A 16360-nucleotide genomic window follows, 5' to 3' on the forward strand; every position below is an offset into this window, starting at 1 on the left:
TTAGAAAAGCTCTATCTCTGTATTTTAACCATAACTAACTAATAAACAGAGAATAAACAAATACAATTATAACTGCAATACTATGTATATTTTGAAAATCCGAAAAATAAACTAGACCAGCACGCCTTATTTTGTCGTGAAAGAAATGATTTACTCTACGAACGGTTATTTAAAATTTTGTTTTGAATAGTGTCCATCTTTAGTAATATTTCCTGATTCGATAAAATCTTATTCTGAAACTTTTTACCTAAAGTTTTATTTTTTATTCTGATGATTTTGAGAGTAAGGCTTTTTTAAAGGAATAATTTTCGCTATCTTGTTAGTACATTTTTAAAAGCCACAATCATGAAATTCAGTATTTTACTTTCGTTTTTTCTACTTATACTAATGAGTTCCTGTGAGCCAAAAAAGGCAATAGATTTTAAAAAGTCACTTGCACAATCGGAGCGTAAAGCGTTTGATATTATTCTTGGAAAAGAGGGTTCTGGCGAAAAAAAACTGAAATACCTAACAGAGGATAACTACAAAGGCGCCTTAGCTGCTGTAGATCAACAAGCCACGGAGTTTGATCATTTAATAGATGATATCAAGAAGCTTTCAACAAAAGATATTCCTGAAGCTGAACCGCTTAAAATGGCGAGTATTGCGTATTATCAAGCCTTGAAAGAATTACATATATTCGACCGCAAAGAAATAGCCCAGCAAGAACTTCTTGCAACGCTTAAAAATGATGAAAGCAAGAAGGCAAACGATAACCTCATTGCACTTGCAAAACAGAAAAAATTGCTCTACACCACAGTATATAAAAAGGAAGCGCTCCTCCATACAGCAACTGAAAAATTCAATACTGCAAATGGTTTAGAGTAAGAGCTTTCTTTTAATTTAATCTGAACTTTCTAATCCTATAATTTAACTCCATTCTGGAAATTGAGTTCGGTTTAAATCAAGCTTTTCAATAGCTTTCATTTCAGTCGGATCGAGGGTAAAATTGAAGATATTTAGATTTTCTAAAATATGTGCCTTTTGAGATGATCTTGGAATGGCAACGATACCACGCTGAAAGTGCCATCTAAGATTTACCTGAGCAACAGTCTTTCCGTGCTTTTTAGCAATTTGAGTCAATACCTCATTTGTAAAAAGACCATTACGACCTTCAGCAAAAGGCGCCCACGCTTCCATCTGGATATTATGATTTTTTAATACTTTAAAATCATTTCCCTGTTGAAAATAAGCATGAGTTTCAATTTGATTTATAACAGGTTTTATCTTAGCATAAGACAAAAGATCTTTCAACTGCTCTGGATCGAAATTACTTATTCCGATAGCCTTGATTTTTCCTGCTTTGTAAAGTTCTTCCATTGCCTTCCACGATCCTTTTACATCGCCTCTTGGGCGGTGTATCAAGTATAAATCAAGATAGTCAAGTCCTAGTTTTCTCAACGTTTCTTCAAATCCTTTTTTGGCATTTTCGTACCCAGCATCGTCAACCCATAATTTTGAAGTAACAAAAAGCTGTTTTCTATCAATACCGCTTTGTTTTATTGCGCTACCTACTGCTTCTTCATTTCCATATATTTTTGCGGTATCAATAAGTCTATAGCCCGCCGCTATTGCATCGGCAACAGATCGCTGGCATACTTCGCCCGAAAGCCCGTACGTTCCAAATCCGAGCATTGGCATTTTTAGACCGTTATTCAGCTTAATGTCCGGAATGTTTACTGCATCATTTTCTATTAAAACATTTCCAAATAATTCAGGCATTCCAAAGATGCCAAGGTACATTCCCGCAGCTGCAAATTTTACAGTATTTTGCAAAAACTTGCGTCTATTTATTTCGTTTTTTGGATTTTGAGAATTCATTTTTTTGGTTTTTGGTCAGATAATTAGGTAATCAATTTTGGTTACGAAATATACTAAATTATCATTCTCGCAAGATCATTTTTAATTAGTATCATTTCTAAATTCAGAAGGCGTAATGCCTTTATACTTTTTAAAAATATGATTCAGATGGCTTTTATCCGTAAATCCGAAAGCATCGGCTATTTCAGAAATACGCATATCACTGTGAAGCAGACGGTCTTCGATCAATTTTAATTTATAATTTAAAATATATTGCTGCAGACTTATAGCAGCATGTTTTTTAAAATAACTGCCCAAATACGTTGAAGATATGCCAAACTCCTGTCCGATACACTCGATCCTTAGTTTTTCGGGAACGTAAATATTAGATTGAATATATTGCAGAATATGAATGGTTTTCTGATCTGTCGTTTCACTAATCTGCTCGGGATATACTTGATAAACATTTCTAGCTATAATAATTAGAATACTGTTAACCAGTTGAATTGATAATTCTTTCTCATAAAAATCGTGATTCAGCTGTTCTTGAATGAGAATATCCATTAAACTCTTTATTGATTTTGCATCATTCTTGTTTTTAATAATATTGCCTGGTTCATGTCCAACATTTTTCAGGATCATTTCAAGGCGATTGAAGAGTTCGAGTTCTTTTTCATTCGACTTCACAAAAATATTATTAAATCGAATGAAGAAAAACTGAGTCGGTTTTTCAATATGAAAAATATGCTGATCGTTTGGCGCCACCAGAAAAAGATCGCCTGGTTTATAATTCAATTCTAATTCGTTTATATGCTGTTTCCCTGTTCCCTGCACTATATACACCAGCTCAAAAAAGGTATGAGCGTGAAGTCCTCTCGGACAAACATCCAGCATTTCTTTGAGAACCAGCTCAAAAGGCATCCATAAATGATCTTTTACCATAGCCTAAAATTACACAAAAAACATGGATTTATACAACTCACAAAAAATTGGCTGACGGAACTTTGCGATGTAATAATTAACAATAAAAAAAGAAACAAATGAAAGCATTAGTATTAGAAAATTTTGGAGAAAAATATACATTAAGCGATATCAAAAAACCATCTATTGAAAAAGGAGAAGTTTTAGTTAAAATTAAAGCCAGCGGTATTAATCCGTTGGATTTAAAAATAAAAGAAGGTCAGGCGGCACATGCACAAGTAAGTCTACCGGCGATTCCGGGTATCGATTTGGCTGGAATTGTGGAAGCTGTTGGTGAAGGTGTTGCCAATTTTAAAATCGGTGACGAAGTTTACGGAATGACCGGAGGCGTTGGCGGTGTTCAAGGTTCTCTGGCAGAATATGCAGCAGTTGATGCAGATTTGCTGGCTTTAAAACCAAAAAATCTTAGTTTCAAAGAAGCTGCTGCTCTTCCGCTTATTTTTATCACTGCTTGGGAAGGACTTATCGACAGAGCAAACGTAAATGCGGGGCATAATGTATTAATACAAGGCGGTGCCGGCGGAGTTGGTCATATTGCTTCCCAAATTGCCATTGCAAAAGGTGCAAATGTTTTCGCTGCGGTTTCTCCTGCACATATAGAATTAATCAAAAAATATGGTGCAACTCCTATTGACTATACAATTTCGACTCCAGATGATTATATTTTGGAACATACTAATGGAGAAGGTTTTGATATTATTTATGACACTGTTGGAGGCGCTGCTTTAGATAACTCATTCAAAGCTGCAAAACAATATAAAGGTCACGTAATAAGCATTCTTGGATGGGGAAATCACAGTCTGGCTCCTCTTTCTTTTCGCGGTGCCACTTATTCGGGAGTTTTCACCTTATATCCTCTTATCTCGGGGAAAAACAGAAAAGAACATGGTCAGATTTTAAAAGAAGCAACGCAATTAGTAGAAGCGGGAAAAGTTATACCAATTGTTGATGCTAAAAATTATACGTTTGAAACTATCGAAGAAGCCTATAACGCTATAACAAACGGAACAGCAAAAGGAAAAGTTGTGATTACTATTGAATAACAAAAACTAAACTTCTACACTAAATCTTGCAGATCAATGATTTGCAAGATTTTTTATTTTAATCACTTTAGAATTTTGATCGTAAATTAAAAAACAATTAATTACTCAGATCTGCCACGATTGAAATACCGGTTCTTTCGCGATAAAATTGAGGAGAAATAGTTGTGACCTTTTTAAAAAAACGGCTGAAATAATATTCGTCTTCAAAATTTAGTGAATAAGCAATTTCCTTGATACTCATTCTTGTGAGATGTAATTTCTTTTTGGCTTCCAGAATAATGCGTTCCTGAATAAGTGCCGATGGTGATTTTTTAAAATAACGAATACATCTTTTACTAAAATTATTTGGAGTCATAGCTAGCAAACCTGCATAATCATTAGGTTTGTGTAATTTCAAGTAATTTTCATCAAGCAGGCGCATAAACGTTTCCATTTGTTCGTCTCTTTTGTTTAATCTCTTATCATTTTCGATTGATTTATTTTTGATGCCGCTCGATTTAGCCAGAAACAATTGAAGATACGAAATCAATACTACGTCATCCGGATTGTCTTTCATGAGCTCATTTTCCATATCATCGAGTAAAAGCAGAAACATTTTGGCTTCAGATTCATTTAAAACAATTGATGGCTCAATGTAAATATTATTGAACAACAAGCCATTACAACTCACCTGTTCTTTATGATATTCAATACAATAAAAATCTCCGTGAAACTGAAGCATTACAAAAGGAATATGATCATCAGAAACCAAATAAATATGCTGTAAAGGTGTCGAAAACAAAATAGTAGGACCTTCAAATTCAAATACGCCAAAATCGGCATGATAATGTCCTTTCCCTTTTGGTATAAAAATAACACTGTAATTTGAAAAACACTGAGGCTCTGTAAAGTTACAATCCTTTTCTTTTTTTATGCTGATCAGATCATCATTGTCTGGTGAAATTAGTTTTTTCAATGTTTAAGGTTTTGTAATTATTAAAGGATTTCTCTTTAAATGTTATCATTTGAAAAGCTTCGATCTTTAAAAACAACAGGATAAAATTACAACAAAAATCATTGTCACATTTATCCAAGCCTTATCATTTTTTGTCCATTCATTGCCTGTTTCAAGCACAATACCTTTGCTAAGTAAATCATTAATACTAAATAAAAACAAAATGAAAAATACAATTTTACACCAGATTGCCAGCCTTGATCAGCTTGGAAAAAAAGTTATTCGATACGGAATAGTAATCGTTTTTGTCTGGATAGGAACTTTGAAATTCTTTACTTACGAAGCCGATGGAATTGTGCCATTTGTAGCCAACAGTCCGTTTATGTCTTTCTTTTACGAACATCCCGATGAATACAAAACACACGTAAATAAGGAAGGCGAATTAATCCCTGAAAATCATCAATGGCATGAAAGCAATAATACTTACGGCTTTTCGAACGGATTGGGTATTTTTCTAATCGTATTAGGTGTTTTTCTTGCGCTTTATAAAATAGCGCCATTATCAAGTATGATCGCCAGTCTGCTGATTTTTATTATGACTTTGGGAACACTTTCTTTTTTGGTCACTACTCCTGAAAGCTGGGTGCCAAATCTTGGAGATTCACAATGGGGATTTCCTTATTTATCTGGTCGCGGTCGTTTGGTTCTCAAAGATATTGTGATTCTTGGAGGCGCCATTATAACGATGAGTGAATCAGCTCAAATTTATCTTTCACGTTTAAAAACAAAACAGAATTAACTCAAAACATTATTTAACAAATCAATAAAAGCCGATATTCTCCATCATTTTCAACAGGAGCTCTATGAATACATGGAAGTACTTGCTGTTCGGGATGATCTACAGCCAGACGCCACAAATGCATTTGCCCTAAATTAATTATTTCTGCATTATCATGTATTAGGTAATGCAGATCAAAAAAATTCTCCTCTAGGAAATTTTCAAATTCTTCTTCTGGACCATCATGCAGTTCTCTTAGTTTGGCTCGAATTTCTGGAACTAAAATTTTCTGGTCTGCCTGGGAATTAGCAACAATTTCACTTGCCGCTCCATGATAGGTACATAAAAAAGTGTCTGTCAAAATAGGCGAACGATCAACATGAAACGAATAAACATCGGTGGATATGAAATCAAATTCATCATCACGCTCATAACATTTCAGCAAATTAAGAGAAGGCGAAGCTCCAAAATCCATTAATAATTGTAAATCATTTAAGATTATTTCTCTTGCTGTATTACCTTTTTCTGAGAGTTCGAGCGCGATTAAATCTTCGGGATAAACTTCTGTAATATTTTCTTTTAGAGATAATTTGGATACAATTTCCTTAAAATCGCCATCCAAATTTCTATGCCAGCAGAGTGCATTTATTTCTCCTTTAAAATCGGTTTGCACAAGTTCTGAAAAAGTCGATACCAAACCAATTTGACTGCTGGAAGAAAATGTGTTATTCATACTTAGATTTTAAGAGATTATTCACCTGCAAAAATAGGTAATAGTAGTCATTCAGGACATTTTTAGTGCTGTAAACTTACGGATTTTGATCTATCCTTTTTTTAAAGATCAAGAGTTTGTAAATTATTTTATGTGAATAAAAACACATTCAAATAATTGATTCTCAAATCAAAATTAACAGATACATCAACTTTTTTTTACAAAATCCGATATTTTTAGTGAAACAGTGTTGCATTTAAGAATAAGAATTCTATATTTGCAACTCTGTGGCATTAATAAAGTGCAGATTCATTTGAATGAAAAAGAAATTAAAATTTATTAATATTCTGCTTCCGCTGATAGTATTGTTTGCAATACTATTTCCGGCGATTCATTCGTATAATCATATCCACAGCCACAATTCAAATTCTAAAAAAACCGAGCTGTCTCATACAGCAAAAACCGAATTTAAAATACACAAGCATCATGAAGAATGTGCTATCTGTCATTTTAAATTCAGCCCAATTACCACATTTGCTTTTTCACCTTTTGAGTTTTATAAAAACAGCTTCATCACTTCGTTTGTTGTTTTTTATTCAAAAAGCTATTCCAGCTATTTTAAAGGTTCATTATTCGCACTTCGTGCACCTCCCAGAATTTAAGAAATAGTCATTTCAAAAATTTCTCATTTCGTGTTTACTTAAACTCTAAAAATTAGAGAACTGTTTTCTATGCACTAATTGCATCGTAGTTTACATTCTGCAAAAGAAGTTTATCACTCTTCTATTTATAGCTTTAAGTTAACGAAATACGGCTCAATAGCTGTAATGTCAACAATTCCATCAAATCAACTTCAAATGCTTTTTTGCTGCTGTTTTGTTTTGAAATGACGATTTCCTATTTCCCACAAACATACTTTGTACAATCTCTAAACGAGCTATTTAAAAGAATTTGACTTAGCGCAAAAGCGTCTGAGAGGTCGTTGTTATGCCCTATTCTAAAATTCTCCGGCAAAGTATCTTCTACGTAATTTCAAAATAAATATATGAAACGAGTAAAGACCAAATCTCAAAAAATCAAAGCGTTAAAACACATCAGTGTTTTATTTCTAAGCATTTTAACATTCAGTTCATGCAGCAATGACGATAATCACGGAGCAGCTGAATTATTAATACCTACAATCGATAAAATTGAACTCGGATTAGGCAACAATGAAATTGGCGTTATTGGCAAAGATTTCCATTTCAATGCCGAAGTAACAGCTGGAGACAAAATAGAAAACATACAAATAAAAATTGTGCAAATAAGTACTGAAACGTACTCAAAAGTCTGGTCGCACGAAATAAACTGGACACAGTATGCAGGAGCCAAAAATACCATTGTACACAAACATTTCGATATTCCAGCCGATGCTGCAGAAGGCAAATATGAATTTATCATAACTGTAAACGATCAAAACGGTACAAAACTAGAAGTAAAGAAAAACCTAAACATTTATACCACTGAAAATCTGCCTGTAAATCCGACAGCTGTAATATTTAATGTATTTAAAAACGATAATTTTTTCTACCGAAAAGGAAAATATTCTCAAGAAGGAAGCAGCTTTACAACGGCAGATAAATTCTTATCGCAAGTGTCGCTTTCTGGTGTTAAAGGAAACGGAAAAATGTATTTGCTGTTAATCCATAAAAATGCAAAACACATTCCTGAAAGCATTGACCAGATTGATTTTAGCAAAGTAATTGTTTATGATGTTGTTGAACACAAAGACATAGCCGAAACAGGCACTTTTTCTAATACCATTGCCGACGCCAATTTTAATGTTGTACGTGATATGCCTTTACTGAACATTGGCGCCGTAAAAGATAATAATCTGCCAACACCGCAAGACATAACAGGAACAAGAGCTTGGACATCTGGCGATTATCTGTTTTTAGCTGTGTACAAGAACACTACTTACAACATCAACTGGTCTCAGTCTATTAACATTCCAATTTCTTTATAAAACAAGAATTTCATTAAACAATTTAAATTATATGAAACCTTTAAAATCTACACTTTTCTTTTTAGTATTAAGCGCTTTGTTTACAGCCTGCAGCAGTGATAATGACACAGTTGACAAAGAATATCCGGTAATTATTTATAATACTAATGCATTCCCTATTCAATGCAGCCAAGTTACACGCGGACAAAAATTTACTTTTCGCGCTTCATTCAGCGATAATGCGGCTTTAGGATCGTATAGTCTTGATATTCATCACAATTTCGATCATCACACTCACAGCACCGAAGTATCTGACTGCGAAACAGATCCGATAAAAAAACCTGTAAAACCGATGCTGTATATTAATTCGGTTACCATTCCAGATGGTTTAAAAAACTACGAAGCTGTGCAGGAAATATCGATTCCGGAAGATGTTGATCCCGGCGATTATCATTTTATGATTCGCTTGACAGATAAAGAAGGCTGGCAGACCCTTAAAGGTATAAGTATTAAAATTTTATAATCTGTTTTTAATGATTGAAAATAAATCAAACAGCATCTTGATTTTCCTGTTTTTTGGATTCGTCTTTTTAACGAAAGTACATGCTCAGAACAATACAGAAGTAAAAGAACTCGAAGAAGTTATCGTTACCGATCAGTCTGAAAAACGTGCCCAAAAAGAAGCATCGCTAAATGTAGAAACCGTAAACAGCAGTTTTATTCAGCGAAATCTGGGCGGGAGTCTTATGCAGTCTTTACAGCGAATTCCGGGGGTAAAAACTATTTCTATTGGTTCTGGCGGCTCAAAACCATTAATCCGCGGGCTTGGTTTTAATCAGGTTATTGTGGTCGAAAACGGTATTAAACACGAAGGGCAGCAATGGGGCGCCGATCATGGTCTTGAAATTGATCAATATGCGGTTAATCGTGTAGAAATTATAAAAGGACCTTCGTCATTTATGTATGGTTCAGATGCTATTGGAGGTGCCGTAAACATTAAGCCTGTGCCATTTCCGAAGAAAAATACATTTGGCGGCAACATCGATTTTACAGCCAAAAGTAATAACGAACAAGTGGGAAGTTCATTGAATTTATTTGGAAGAAATGGAAACTGGTTTTTCGATACCCGAATTACTTCAATGGATTATGGAGATTACCGCGTCCCTGCAGATGTTGTGCATGTTTATAATTACGCTGTGCCTTTGTATAAAAATCGTCTGCGCAATACAGCAGGACGCGAACTGGACTGGCATGCGAGCGCGGGATTTATTGGAGAAAAGTTTAAATCAGCGTTTTATTTCAGTAACATTTACAGCAAAAGCGGCTTTTTTGCCAATGCGCACGGACTCGAACCTCGTAACGTAGATCTTGAACTTCACGACAAATCAAGCCGTGATATTTTGATGCCTTTTCAGGAAGTTACGCACACTAAAATAAGCAATACCACTTCGTTTGAAATCGCAAATCATAAATTTCAGACGCAGTTAGGTTTTCAAAAAAACTTTAGACAAGAATGGAGCCATTATGTCAATCACGGCTATATGCCGCCGATTTATCCTGCGGATATGTACGCACCACAGGATTTGGAAAGACAATATGATAAGGAAGTAGTTTCGGTTTCAATTAAAGATGAATTTTCAGCAGGAAAACATCAAATTAATTTTGGTTTAAATGCCGAACAACAGCAAAATCAAATCAACGGATGGAGTTTTTTAATTCCTGCTTTTAATCAGTTTAACAGCGGTTTATTTGCTTATGATAAAATACAGCTGAATGATTTGTGGATGCTTCACGGAGCGGTTCGTTTGGATTTCGGTAAAATCGAAATGAAACAATACACCGACTGGTTTGAAAGTGAGGTTTCTCAAAACGGACAAACTGTGCAGGAATATTTAAAACGATCTGAAGATTTAACCAAAACATTCAACAGTTTTACGTGGTCTGCAGGTGTAAACTACAATCCCGGAAAAGTATCTTTCAAAGCCAATGCCGGAACAAGTTTTAGAATGCCTATTGCTAAAGAACTGGCTTCAAATGGTGTGAATTATCACTATTTCCGTTTTGAAAAAGGAAACCCAAATTTGGATGCAGAACGTTCTTATCAGCTCGATTTAGGAATCGATTGGCAGGAAAATAAATGGTCCATTCAGGTAAGTCCGTTTTTTAATTATTTCCCCAATTTCATTTATTTAAATCCAACTTCACAGCATGATATTTATTATGGCGCAGGAAATCAGGTTTTTGAATATCAACAGAGCGAAGTAATTCGTTATGGAGGCGAATTGCAGGCAAAATATCAGTTTCTGAAAAATCTGAGCGGTGAAATGCTGGCCGAATATCTTTATTCAGAACAAATTTCGGGCAGTAAAAAAGGGTATACACTTCCCTTCTCGCCTCCTGCTTCCGTTTTGTTTGGTATTAACTATACTCCTGAAATTAAGTATTTAAAAGAAACTTATTTTTCACTCGATTATCGTTTTACCGCACAGCAAAACCAGATTGTGCCGCCAGAAAAAACAACCGCTTCCAGTCAGGTTTTTAATCTGGGCCTGGGTACAAAATTGCAAACCGCAAAACAGGATTTTATTCTTTCACTGCAAATTCAAAATGTATTCAACACGAGATATTTAAATCATACGAGCTTTTACAGACTTATTGAACTTCCGGAAATGGGCAGAAATATTATTCTTTCTGTAAAAGTTCCCTTTTTGATTCATCCCTAAAAATTACAAACAAATTTTAATACCCAAAACTCATGAAAAAAGTAAAATCAATTCTTTTATTTTTAATGACAGCTTCCCTCTTTACTGCCTGCGACAGTGATGATACTAATGAAGCCGCAAAACCGAAAGCCGAAAATATTGAAATTGGAACAGCCAATAATAAACAAGCTTTAATTGGACGCGATTTTCATTTTAATGCCGACGTAACCGCTGGCGATAAAATTGCAAACGTAGCATTAAAAATACTTCCTAAAATCGGCGAAACCTACGCAAAAGACTGGAAATTAGAGTTTACCTGGCCCCAATACAATGGAACAAAAAATACGAATGTTCACAAACACTTTACGATTCCTGCTGATGCCGCCGAAGGCAAATTTGATTTTCTATTTATTGTAACAGATGAAAACGGATCTGTGCTTGAAATTAAAGAAACCATTACGATAACAGATCCTGCGAATATGCCTGTTGATCCGATAATTGGGCGTGATATGCTGTCTCGAAATGATGATCTGATTTATTATATGGAAACTTGGGTTGAGCCTCAGTTAATCTTCAAAAAGAATGACAAATTAACGGCTCATGCGCAAATCAGCCAGATTATGGGCAACGGCATTTTATATTCTGTTTTAATCAAAAAAAGTCTCAATTATCATCCTTAAAGCATTGATAATCTTGATCTTAAAAAAGTTATTATTATTTCTAAAGTAGAACATAAAGATCTTGGAGCAGCTTCAAAAATTACAACCCTGCAAAAAATAAACGATGTCTACGGAGGTGAAAGCATTGTAATTGGAGCGGAAAAAGATAACGAAGGAAACGCGATAACTGCCGAAAAAGCCTGGGAATCCGGCCAGTACAATTGGGTCGTACTTTACAAAAACACTTCTTATAACGTAAGCACCTATAAATCGATAGCTGTTACGCTCAACTTTTAAACCTAAAATCATTTAAATATTAACCCTAAATACATTTTAAAAATGACTAAAAATTATTTCAAACTGATCTTCTTAGCTGCTTTTTCGCTTATTGCTGTTTCCTGCAGCAATGATGACGACAATACTGTAGAAACTCCAGATGAAGCGCTGACCGAATTTAAGTATTTGAGAATTTTACTTTCTGATGAAAAAACAACACAGCTTACACTTGTAAATCCTGTAGATGCCACATCATCGTTCTTTACTGCTAAGTTTGCTAAATCTTCTCTTTACACAACTGAATCAGGAAGATATGCCGGAATTGTACACAGACTTGACAATACTGTTGAAACTTTTGACAGCGGATTTGAAAGCCACGGCGATCACGTTGATGTTGACGGGGTACCGCAGTTTGGTGCTTTAATTGGTCAGTCACTTCTTCCAACGCACTTTAAAAGTAAAATTGGAGAAATCCTGACTTTTAATGACGGCGACGGAACTTTATCTGTGGCAAAAGAATCTGAAGTAAATACTGCCGGAGCTAAATTTAAAACCATCAATGCCGGGCTTTTGGCACATCACGGAGCAATGGCCACTTTTGGAAACGGAACGTATGCGATTACGGTAAAAGACAATTCGGTAACAGGAACGCTTCCTGAGAAAGTAAAAATTATCGACAATACTGGTAAAACTTTATTTGAGCCGACTCTTGCTACAAAAGGGATTCACGGAAATGCTTCTGACGGAACGTATGCTGTTTTTGGTTCTGCAAGCGGTGTTTTGGTGGTAGAAAACAACGGAAAACAAAAGCTGATTGCTTTTCCAGAAGATTTTGGAACAGCTTGGTTTGGAACTATTTTAGAAACCGATTACAATGGAAAATTTGTTGGTTTTACAGCGGCTAAAGGTGCATATTTAATTGATGTAGTAAACGGAACAATAAAACCTATTATCCAAAACACCACAATTATGCAGTGCAAAGTGAGCTACAATCATAAAAAACTGGGAGTTTTGCTGCACTCTGGTGATTTTAAACTTTATGATTTAAGCAGTCTTTTAGCAGAAAAAGAAGCAAAAGTTATTGCAGAAACAGCAAGTGATGCAACATTAAAACCACAAATACAGCTGACACAAAGATTTGCTTACATTACTTCTCCTTCAACTGGAGAGTTATTACAATTTAGTTTTGAAAAAGGGGCAATTGTAAATAAAATTAAAGTTTCGAACACGCCTTACATGATCACAATTCTTGGACTTGAAAATAGCGAAAGTCACTAAAAATGGACGAGCATAACTACGACTTAAATTGCTGCTGAAAATAATTATTTCCTTGTTACAAAAATGAATACATTAAAAAGCAGTCACTAGATTATTTCGTTTTATTTCTCAAGATTTTCTAGTTTAAGTTCGAATGATGCTCACCATGCAAAAGCCCTAATCTTATTTTGATTAGGGCTTTTTTTGAGATAGTTTCTAACTTTAATTCAAATCAAATTATTTTTTTTCATCTACAAAAACATACAATTTTTGCACTTTTCCGTTTTCAATTACAAACAAATCCATACCGCTTACTACAGCTGGTTTTTCTTTTGAACCAAACTGCCAATACAATCGAACTATATTATGATTGGTTTCTACTGATTTGGCAGAAAATTTAAATTCACGATTTTTGGTCTGAAGTTCTACAATGAACTTACTGATATCCTCAATTCCTTCAGCAATAAAATGACGATCAACCATTTCTACATCAGAAGCATAAACTTGTTTTAATAAAGCTTTACGTTTTGTTTCGTCTTTTTCGTTCCATATTTTAAGATGGTTTTCTACTATTGCTGTATTCTTTTTAGAATCAAAATCATCAGCCGAAACTTTTTTCACTACTTCATTTTTTGGAGACCATAATATTGTTTTTGGATTGGCTTTTTCATATCCTTTTCCGTTTGGATACGAAACCAATTCCATTTTAGAGCCCCAAGGCGTTTCAAAATAAACCCAAGTTTCTCCAGCAGTATCTCCTGATGGCATTGTAAAAGGCTCTCCTAGTATTTTTACGCCTTTACTTTTTAAATATTGCACCGAAGCATTAATATCATTTACATAAAAGGCAATATGTGAAGCTCCAATATCGTCAGTATTCGGGTGATTTAAACTTCCTTTGTTGTCTGCATATTCAAAAACTTCAATGCTGGCTCCGTTTCCTGCATTTATCATTTTTATAGTAACAGCACCGGTATTTGGATTAATATGATTTAATTTTTTCCAGTCGGCGTCAAGCGGAATTGGTCCTAACTGGGTTACAGGCGTAAAACCAAGTACATCGTTAAAAAATGTAACCGCTTTATTGAGATCCGGCACATTGATTCCGACGTGATCGATTCCAACAATTCCTGGATTATTTTGCGCGGCTGTCTTTTCTGATGCAGAAAAGAGTATTAGTAAATTAAGCATTGCAGCCGCTGAAGTTTGTACTTTTTTATTTGATTTTTTATGAGTTGTTTTCATGATTAAAATTTATTGATATTGTTATTGATATTGATATTGATATTGATATTGATATTGTTTAAAAAGAAAATTAATTAGTGTAAGCTGCTACCCATTTTGCTTTAATATTGGCACGAGCTTCTATAAATTCTTTATCAGTTCCCTGAGCGATTGCATCTAGCGGAAAACGAAGCGGTCTCTCTCCTTTTTTCATATTTACCAATTCTAAAATACCATCTGCAATGGTTTGTGGATTCATTTCGAACTGCGCCATTTTACCAAATAAAGCGGTACCTAATGCGTTAAATTTGTCGGTTGCCGCTGTTCCGTATTCTTCGATAATCTCCGTTTTATCAGCGTGAATTCCAGCTTTAGAACCATTATTCATTTCTGTTGGATAAACTCCCGGCTGAATGCTTACGTTTTCAATTCCGTAATCTGCTAATTCATCTTGTAATCCTTCCGTAAAGCTTTCTACCACAAGTTTTGAAGCAATGTAAGGCACCATGAAAGGAAGTGTGTGTCCGCTGGCTCCGGTTGTAATATTAATTACAAGTCCGTTTCTTTCTTTTCTCATTGAAGGAAGCACCGCTTGATACATACGAAGAACACTGTAAACGTTGACATCGAACATTTTACGAACCTGATCTACAGAATAACCTTCAAGCAGACCAAAACCGCTTACTGCTGCATTATTGATAAGAACATCAATTTTTCCGTATTTGTTGATTACTTTTTCGATAGCAGTTTTAACTGAAGTATCATCCGTAATGTCGATATCAACTACTTCAATGTTTTCTATTGCTCCTAGTTCTTTTGCTGCAACAGCATTTTTATCGTTTGTATTACGCATTCCTGCAATAACTGAATGACCTGCATTTGCTAAAGTTACCGCTGTTAATTTTCCAAAGCCTGTACTTGTTCCTGTAATGAAAATTGTTTTTGACATGATTTCTAATATTTAAATGTTTATAATGTTTGTTTCTTTTGAACATTACAAAGTTGCGACGAATGCAAAACCTGCACATTGATTAGAAATAAGTAAAAACTTGATCTAGATCAAGAGTTTGAAACGGGCATAAAAAAAGGAGCTTTAAAAGCTCCTTTCTATATTATTTCTTTGCCGTTTGTTTCCGTATACGGCTTAGTGTTTCTGGCGTCATGCCTAAGTATGAGGCAATCATGGTCTGCGGAATTCGAGAAGCAAACCCCGGATATTTATTTACAAAGTTTAAATACTTTTCTTCGGCTGTTAAAGTTAGCGAAGCCTGAATTCTGTTTTGAGCGGCAATAAAACTTCTTTGTAAAATAGTATTGACCATATTATTAAACGCTGGAATTTCTCTGCACAGCAATTCAAAATTTTCGTGAGTAAAAAGTACAAGTTCAGTGTCTTCAATAGCGTCAATGTTAAAACGAGACGGCTGCTGCATCATTAAACTTTCGCGGTCGCCTGTCCACCAGTTCTCAATACTAAAGCTGTTCACATGTTCGCTTCCTTTTTCGTCAACCGTATAAGTTCTTACACAGCCCTGCGTTATAAAAGCATCGTATTTCCAGACATCTCCTTCTTGAAGTAAATATTGTCTTTTACGTAGTTTTTTAATAATAGCAAAAGATTGGATACGCTCTGATTCTTGCTGCGTTAGTTCAGTCTTTTCGTCAAGATACTTTTGGAATATTTCATACATAGCCTGTAAAATTATACAAAATACATCTAGTGAACAAATTTTTGAAAGTCTAACAAAACTTCACAAACAGCTGAAAGGTCATCCAAATTCTCTAGCCCAAGCTTTCAAAACTACACTATTTGAGAAATCAGTAAAATGGTAATAAAGAAAACTATGGAAAATACCATTAAATTTATTACTCTGTCTTTATTCTTTACCGATTTGTTGGAGAGATAAGATTTTGTTATTTCACGGCTTCGATTTTTATTTGCTTTCATGTTTTTAAGATTAAGAATGTTTT

General features: G+C 34.7%; 16 protein-coding genes. 9 read left to right on the forward strand and 7 right to left on the reverse strand.

Translation table 11 applies throughout. The features are described from left to right. The first annotated feature begins 345 nt into the window (after positions 1–345). Complete coding sequence (locus ACFSC2_RS22035) at positions 346–867, forward strand: hypothetical protein (protein ID WP_379813255.1); 522 nt, start codon at positions 346–348, stop codon at positions 865–867. 42 nt (positions 868–909) lie between these two features. On the opposite strand, the gene ACFSC2_RS22040 is transcribed toward ACFSC2_RS22035, so the two are convergent. Further along, the gene (locus ACFSC2_RS22040) at positions 910–1860 is read right to left on the reverse strand and encodes an aldo/keto reductase (RefSeq protein WP_379813256.1); all 951 of its coding nucleotides are present in this window, start codon (positions 1858–1860) and stop codon (positions 910–912) included. 81 nt (positions 1861–1941) lie between these two features. Then, the gene (locus ACFSC2_RS22045; protein ID WP_379813257.1) at positions 1942–2781 is read right to left on the reverse strand and encodes an AraC family transcriptional regulator; all 840 of its coding nucleotides are present in this window, start codon (positions 2779–2781) and stop codon (positions 1942–1944) included. 98 nt (positions 2782–2879) lie between these two features. On the opposite strand from ACFSC2_RS22045, the gene ACFSC2_RS22050 reads away from it, so the two are divergent. Next, positions 2880–3863, forward strand: coding sequence for a zinc-dependent alcohol dehydrogenase family protein (locus ACFSC2_RS22050; protein ID WP_379813258.1), 984 nt, complete (start codon positions 2880–2882; stop codon positions 3861–3863). 97 nt (positions 3864–3960) lie between these two features. Here the strand turns inward: ACFSC2_RS22050 and ACFSC2_RS22055 are convergent, their stop codons facing one another. Continuing rightward, positions 3961–4818, reverse strand: coding sequence for a helix-turn-helix domain-containing protein (locus tag ACFSC2_RS22055; RefSeq protein ID WP_379813259.1), 858 nt, complete (start codon positions 4816–4818; stop codon positions 3961–3963). A 202-nt stretch (positions 4819–5020) separates the two neighbouring features. On the opposite strand from ACFSC2_RS22055, the gene ACFSC2_RS22060 reads away from it, so the two are divergent. Next, a complete protein-coding gene (locus ACFSC2_RS22060) occupies positions 5021–5596 on the forward strand; it encodes a DUF417 family protein (RefSeq protein ID WP_379813260.1) in 576 nt (191 codons plus the stop codon). Between the two features lie 13 nt (positions 5597–5609). Here ACFSC2_RS22060 and ACFSC2_RS22065 read toward each other — a convergent pair whose 3' ends face one another. Then, positions 5610–6308 carry a DUF1826 domain-containing protein gene (locus ACFSC2_RS22065; RefSeq protein WP_379813261.1) on the reverse strand — a complete coding sequence of 233 codons (699 nt, stop codon included), beginning with the start codon at positions 6306–6308 and terminating at the stop codon, positions 5610–5612. Between the two features lie 296 nt (positions 6309–6604). Here ACFSC2_RS22065 and ACFSC2_RS22070 point away from each other — a divergent pair, with 296 nt between their 5' ends. From ACFSC2_RS22070 to ACFSC2_RS22095, 6 genes are all read left to right on the forward strand, one after another. Then, on the forward strand, positions 6605–6949 hold the full coding sequence (locus tag ACFSC2_RS22070; RefSeq protein WP_379813262.1) for an LIM domain-containing protein: 345 nt from the start codon (positions 6605–6607) through the stop codon (positions 6947–6949). 383 nt (positions 6950–7332) lie between these two features. Continuing rightward, positions 7333–8292: a DUF4625 domain-containing protein gene (locus tag ACFSC2_RS22075; protein WP_379813263.1), complete on the forward strand. Its 960-nt coding sequence runs from the start codon at positions 7333–7335 to the stop codon at positions 8290–8292. A 31-nt stretch (positions 8293–8323) separates the two neighbouring features. Beyond that, on the forward strand, positions 8324–8794 hold the full coding sequence (locus ACFSC2_RS22080) for a DUF4625 domain-containing protein (protein ID WP_379813264.1): 471 nt from the start codon (positions 8324–8326) through the stop codon (positions 8792–8794). A gap of 10 nt (positions 8795–8804) precedes the next feature. Beyond that, positions 8805–10994, forward strand: coding sequence for a TonB-dependent receptor (locus tag ACFSC2_RS22085; protein ID WP_379813265.1), 2190 nt, complete (start codon positions 8805–8807; stop codon positions 10992–10994). Positions 10995–11026: 32 nt separating this feature from the next. Next, positions 11027–11653 carry a DUF4625 domain-containing protein gene (locus ACFSC2_RS22090; protein ID WP_379813266.1) on the forward strand — a complete coding sequence of 209 codons (627 nt, stop codon included), beginning with the start codon at positions 11027–11029 and terminating at the stop codon, positions 11651–11653. 318 nt (positions 11654–11971) lie between these two features. Continuing rightward, a complete protein-coding gene (locus ACFSC2_RS22095) occupies positions 11972–13186 on the forward strand; it encodes a hypothetical protein (protein ID WP_379813267.1) in 1215 nt (404 codons plus the stop codon). Positions 13187–13402: 216 nt separating this feature from the next. Here the strand turns inward: ACFSC2_RS22095 and ACFSC2_RS22100 are convergent, their stop codons facing one another. The 3 genes from ACFSC2_RS22100 to ACFSC2_RS22110 all read right to left on the reverse strand — a co-directional run bounded on the left by ACFSC2_RS22100 (position 13403) and on the right by ACFSC2_RS22110 (position 16080). Then, positions 13403–14410, reverse strand: coding sequence for a VOC family protein (locus ACFSC2_RS22100; protein WP_379813268.1), 1008 nt, complete (start codon positions 14408–14410; stop codon positions 13403–13405). Between the two features lie 70 nt (positions 14411–14480). Next, a complete protein-coding gene (locus tag ACFSC2_RS22105) occupies positions 14481–15338 on the reverse strand; it encodes an SDR family oxidoreductase (protein WP_379813269.1) in 858 nt (285 codons plus the stop codon). Between the two features lie 163 nt (positions 15339–15501). Next, positions 15502–16080: a Crp/Fnr family transcriptional regulator gene (locus ACFSC2_RS22110; RefSeq protein ID WP_379813270.1), complete on the reverse strand. Its 579-nt coding sequence runs from the start codon at positions 16078–16080 to the stop codon at positions 15502–15504. Positions 16081–16360: the final 280 nt, after the last annotated feature.

Origin of the sequence: Flavobacterium artemisiae (genome assembly GCF_042678225.1) — a bacterium.
GTDB classification, from domain to species: Bacteria; Bacteroidota; Bacteroidia; order Flavobacteriales; family Flavobacteriaceae; genus Flavobacterium; species Flavobacterium artemisiae.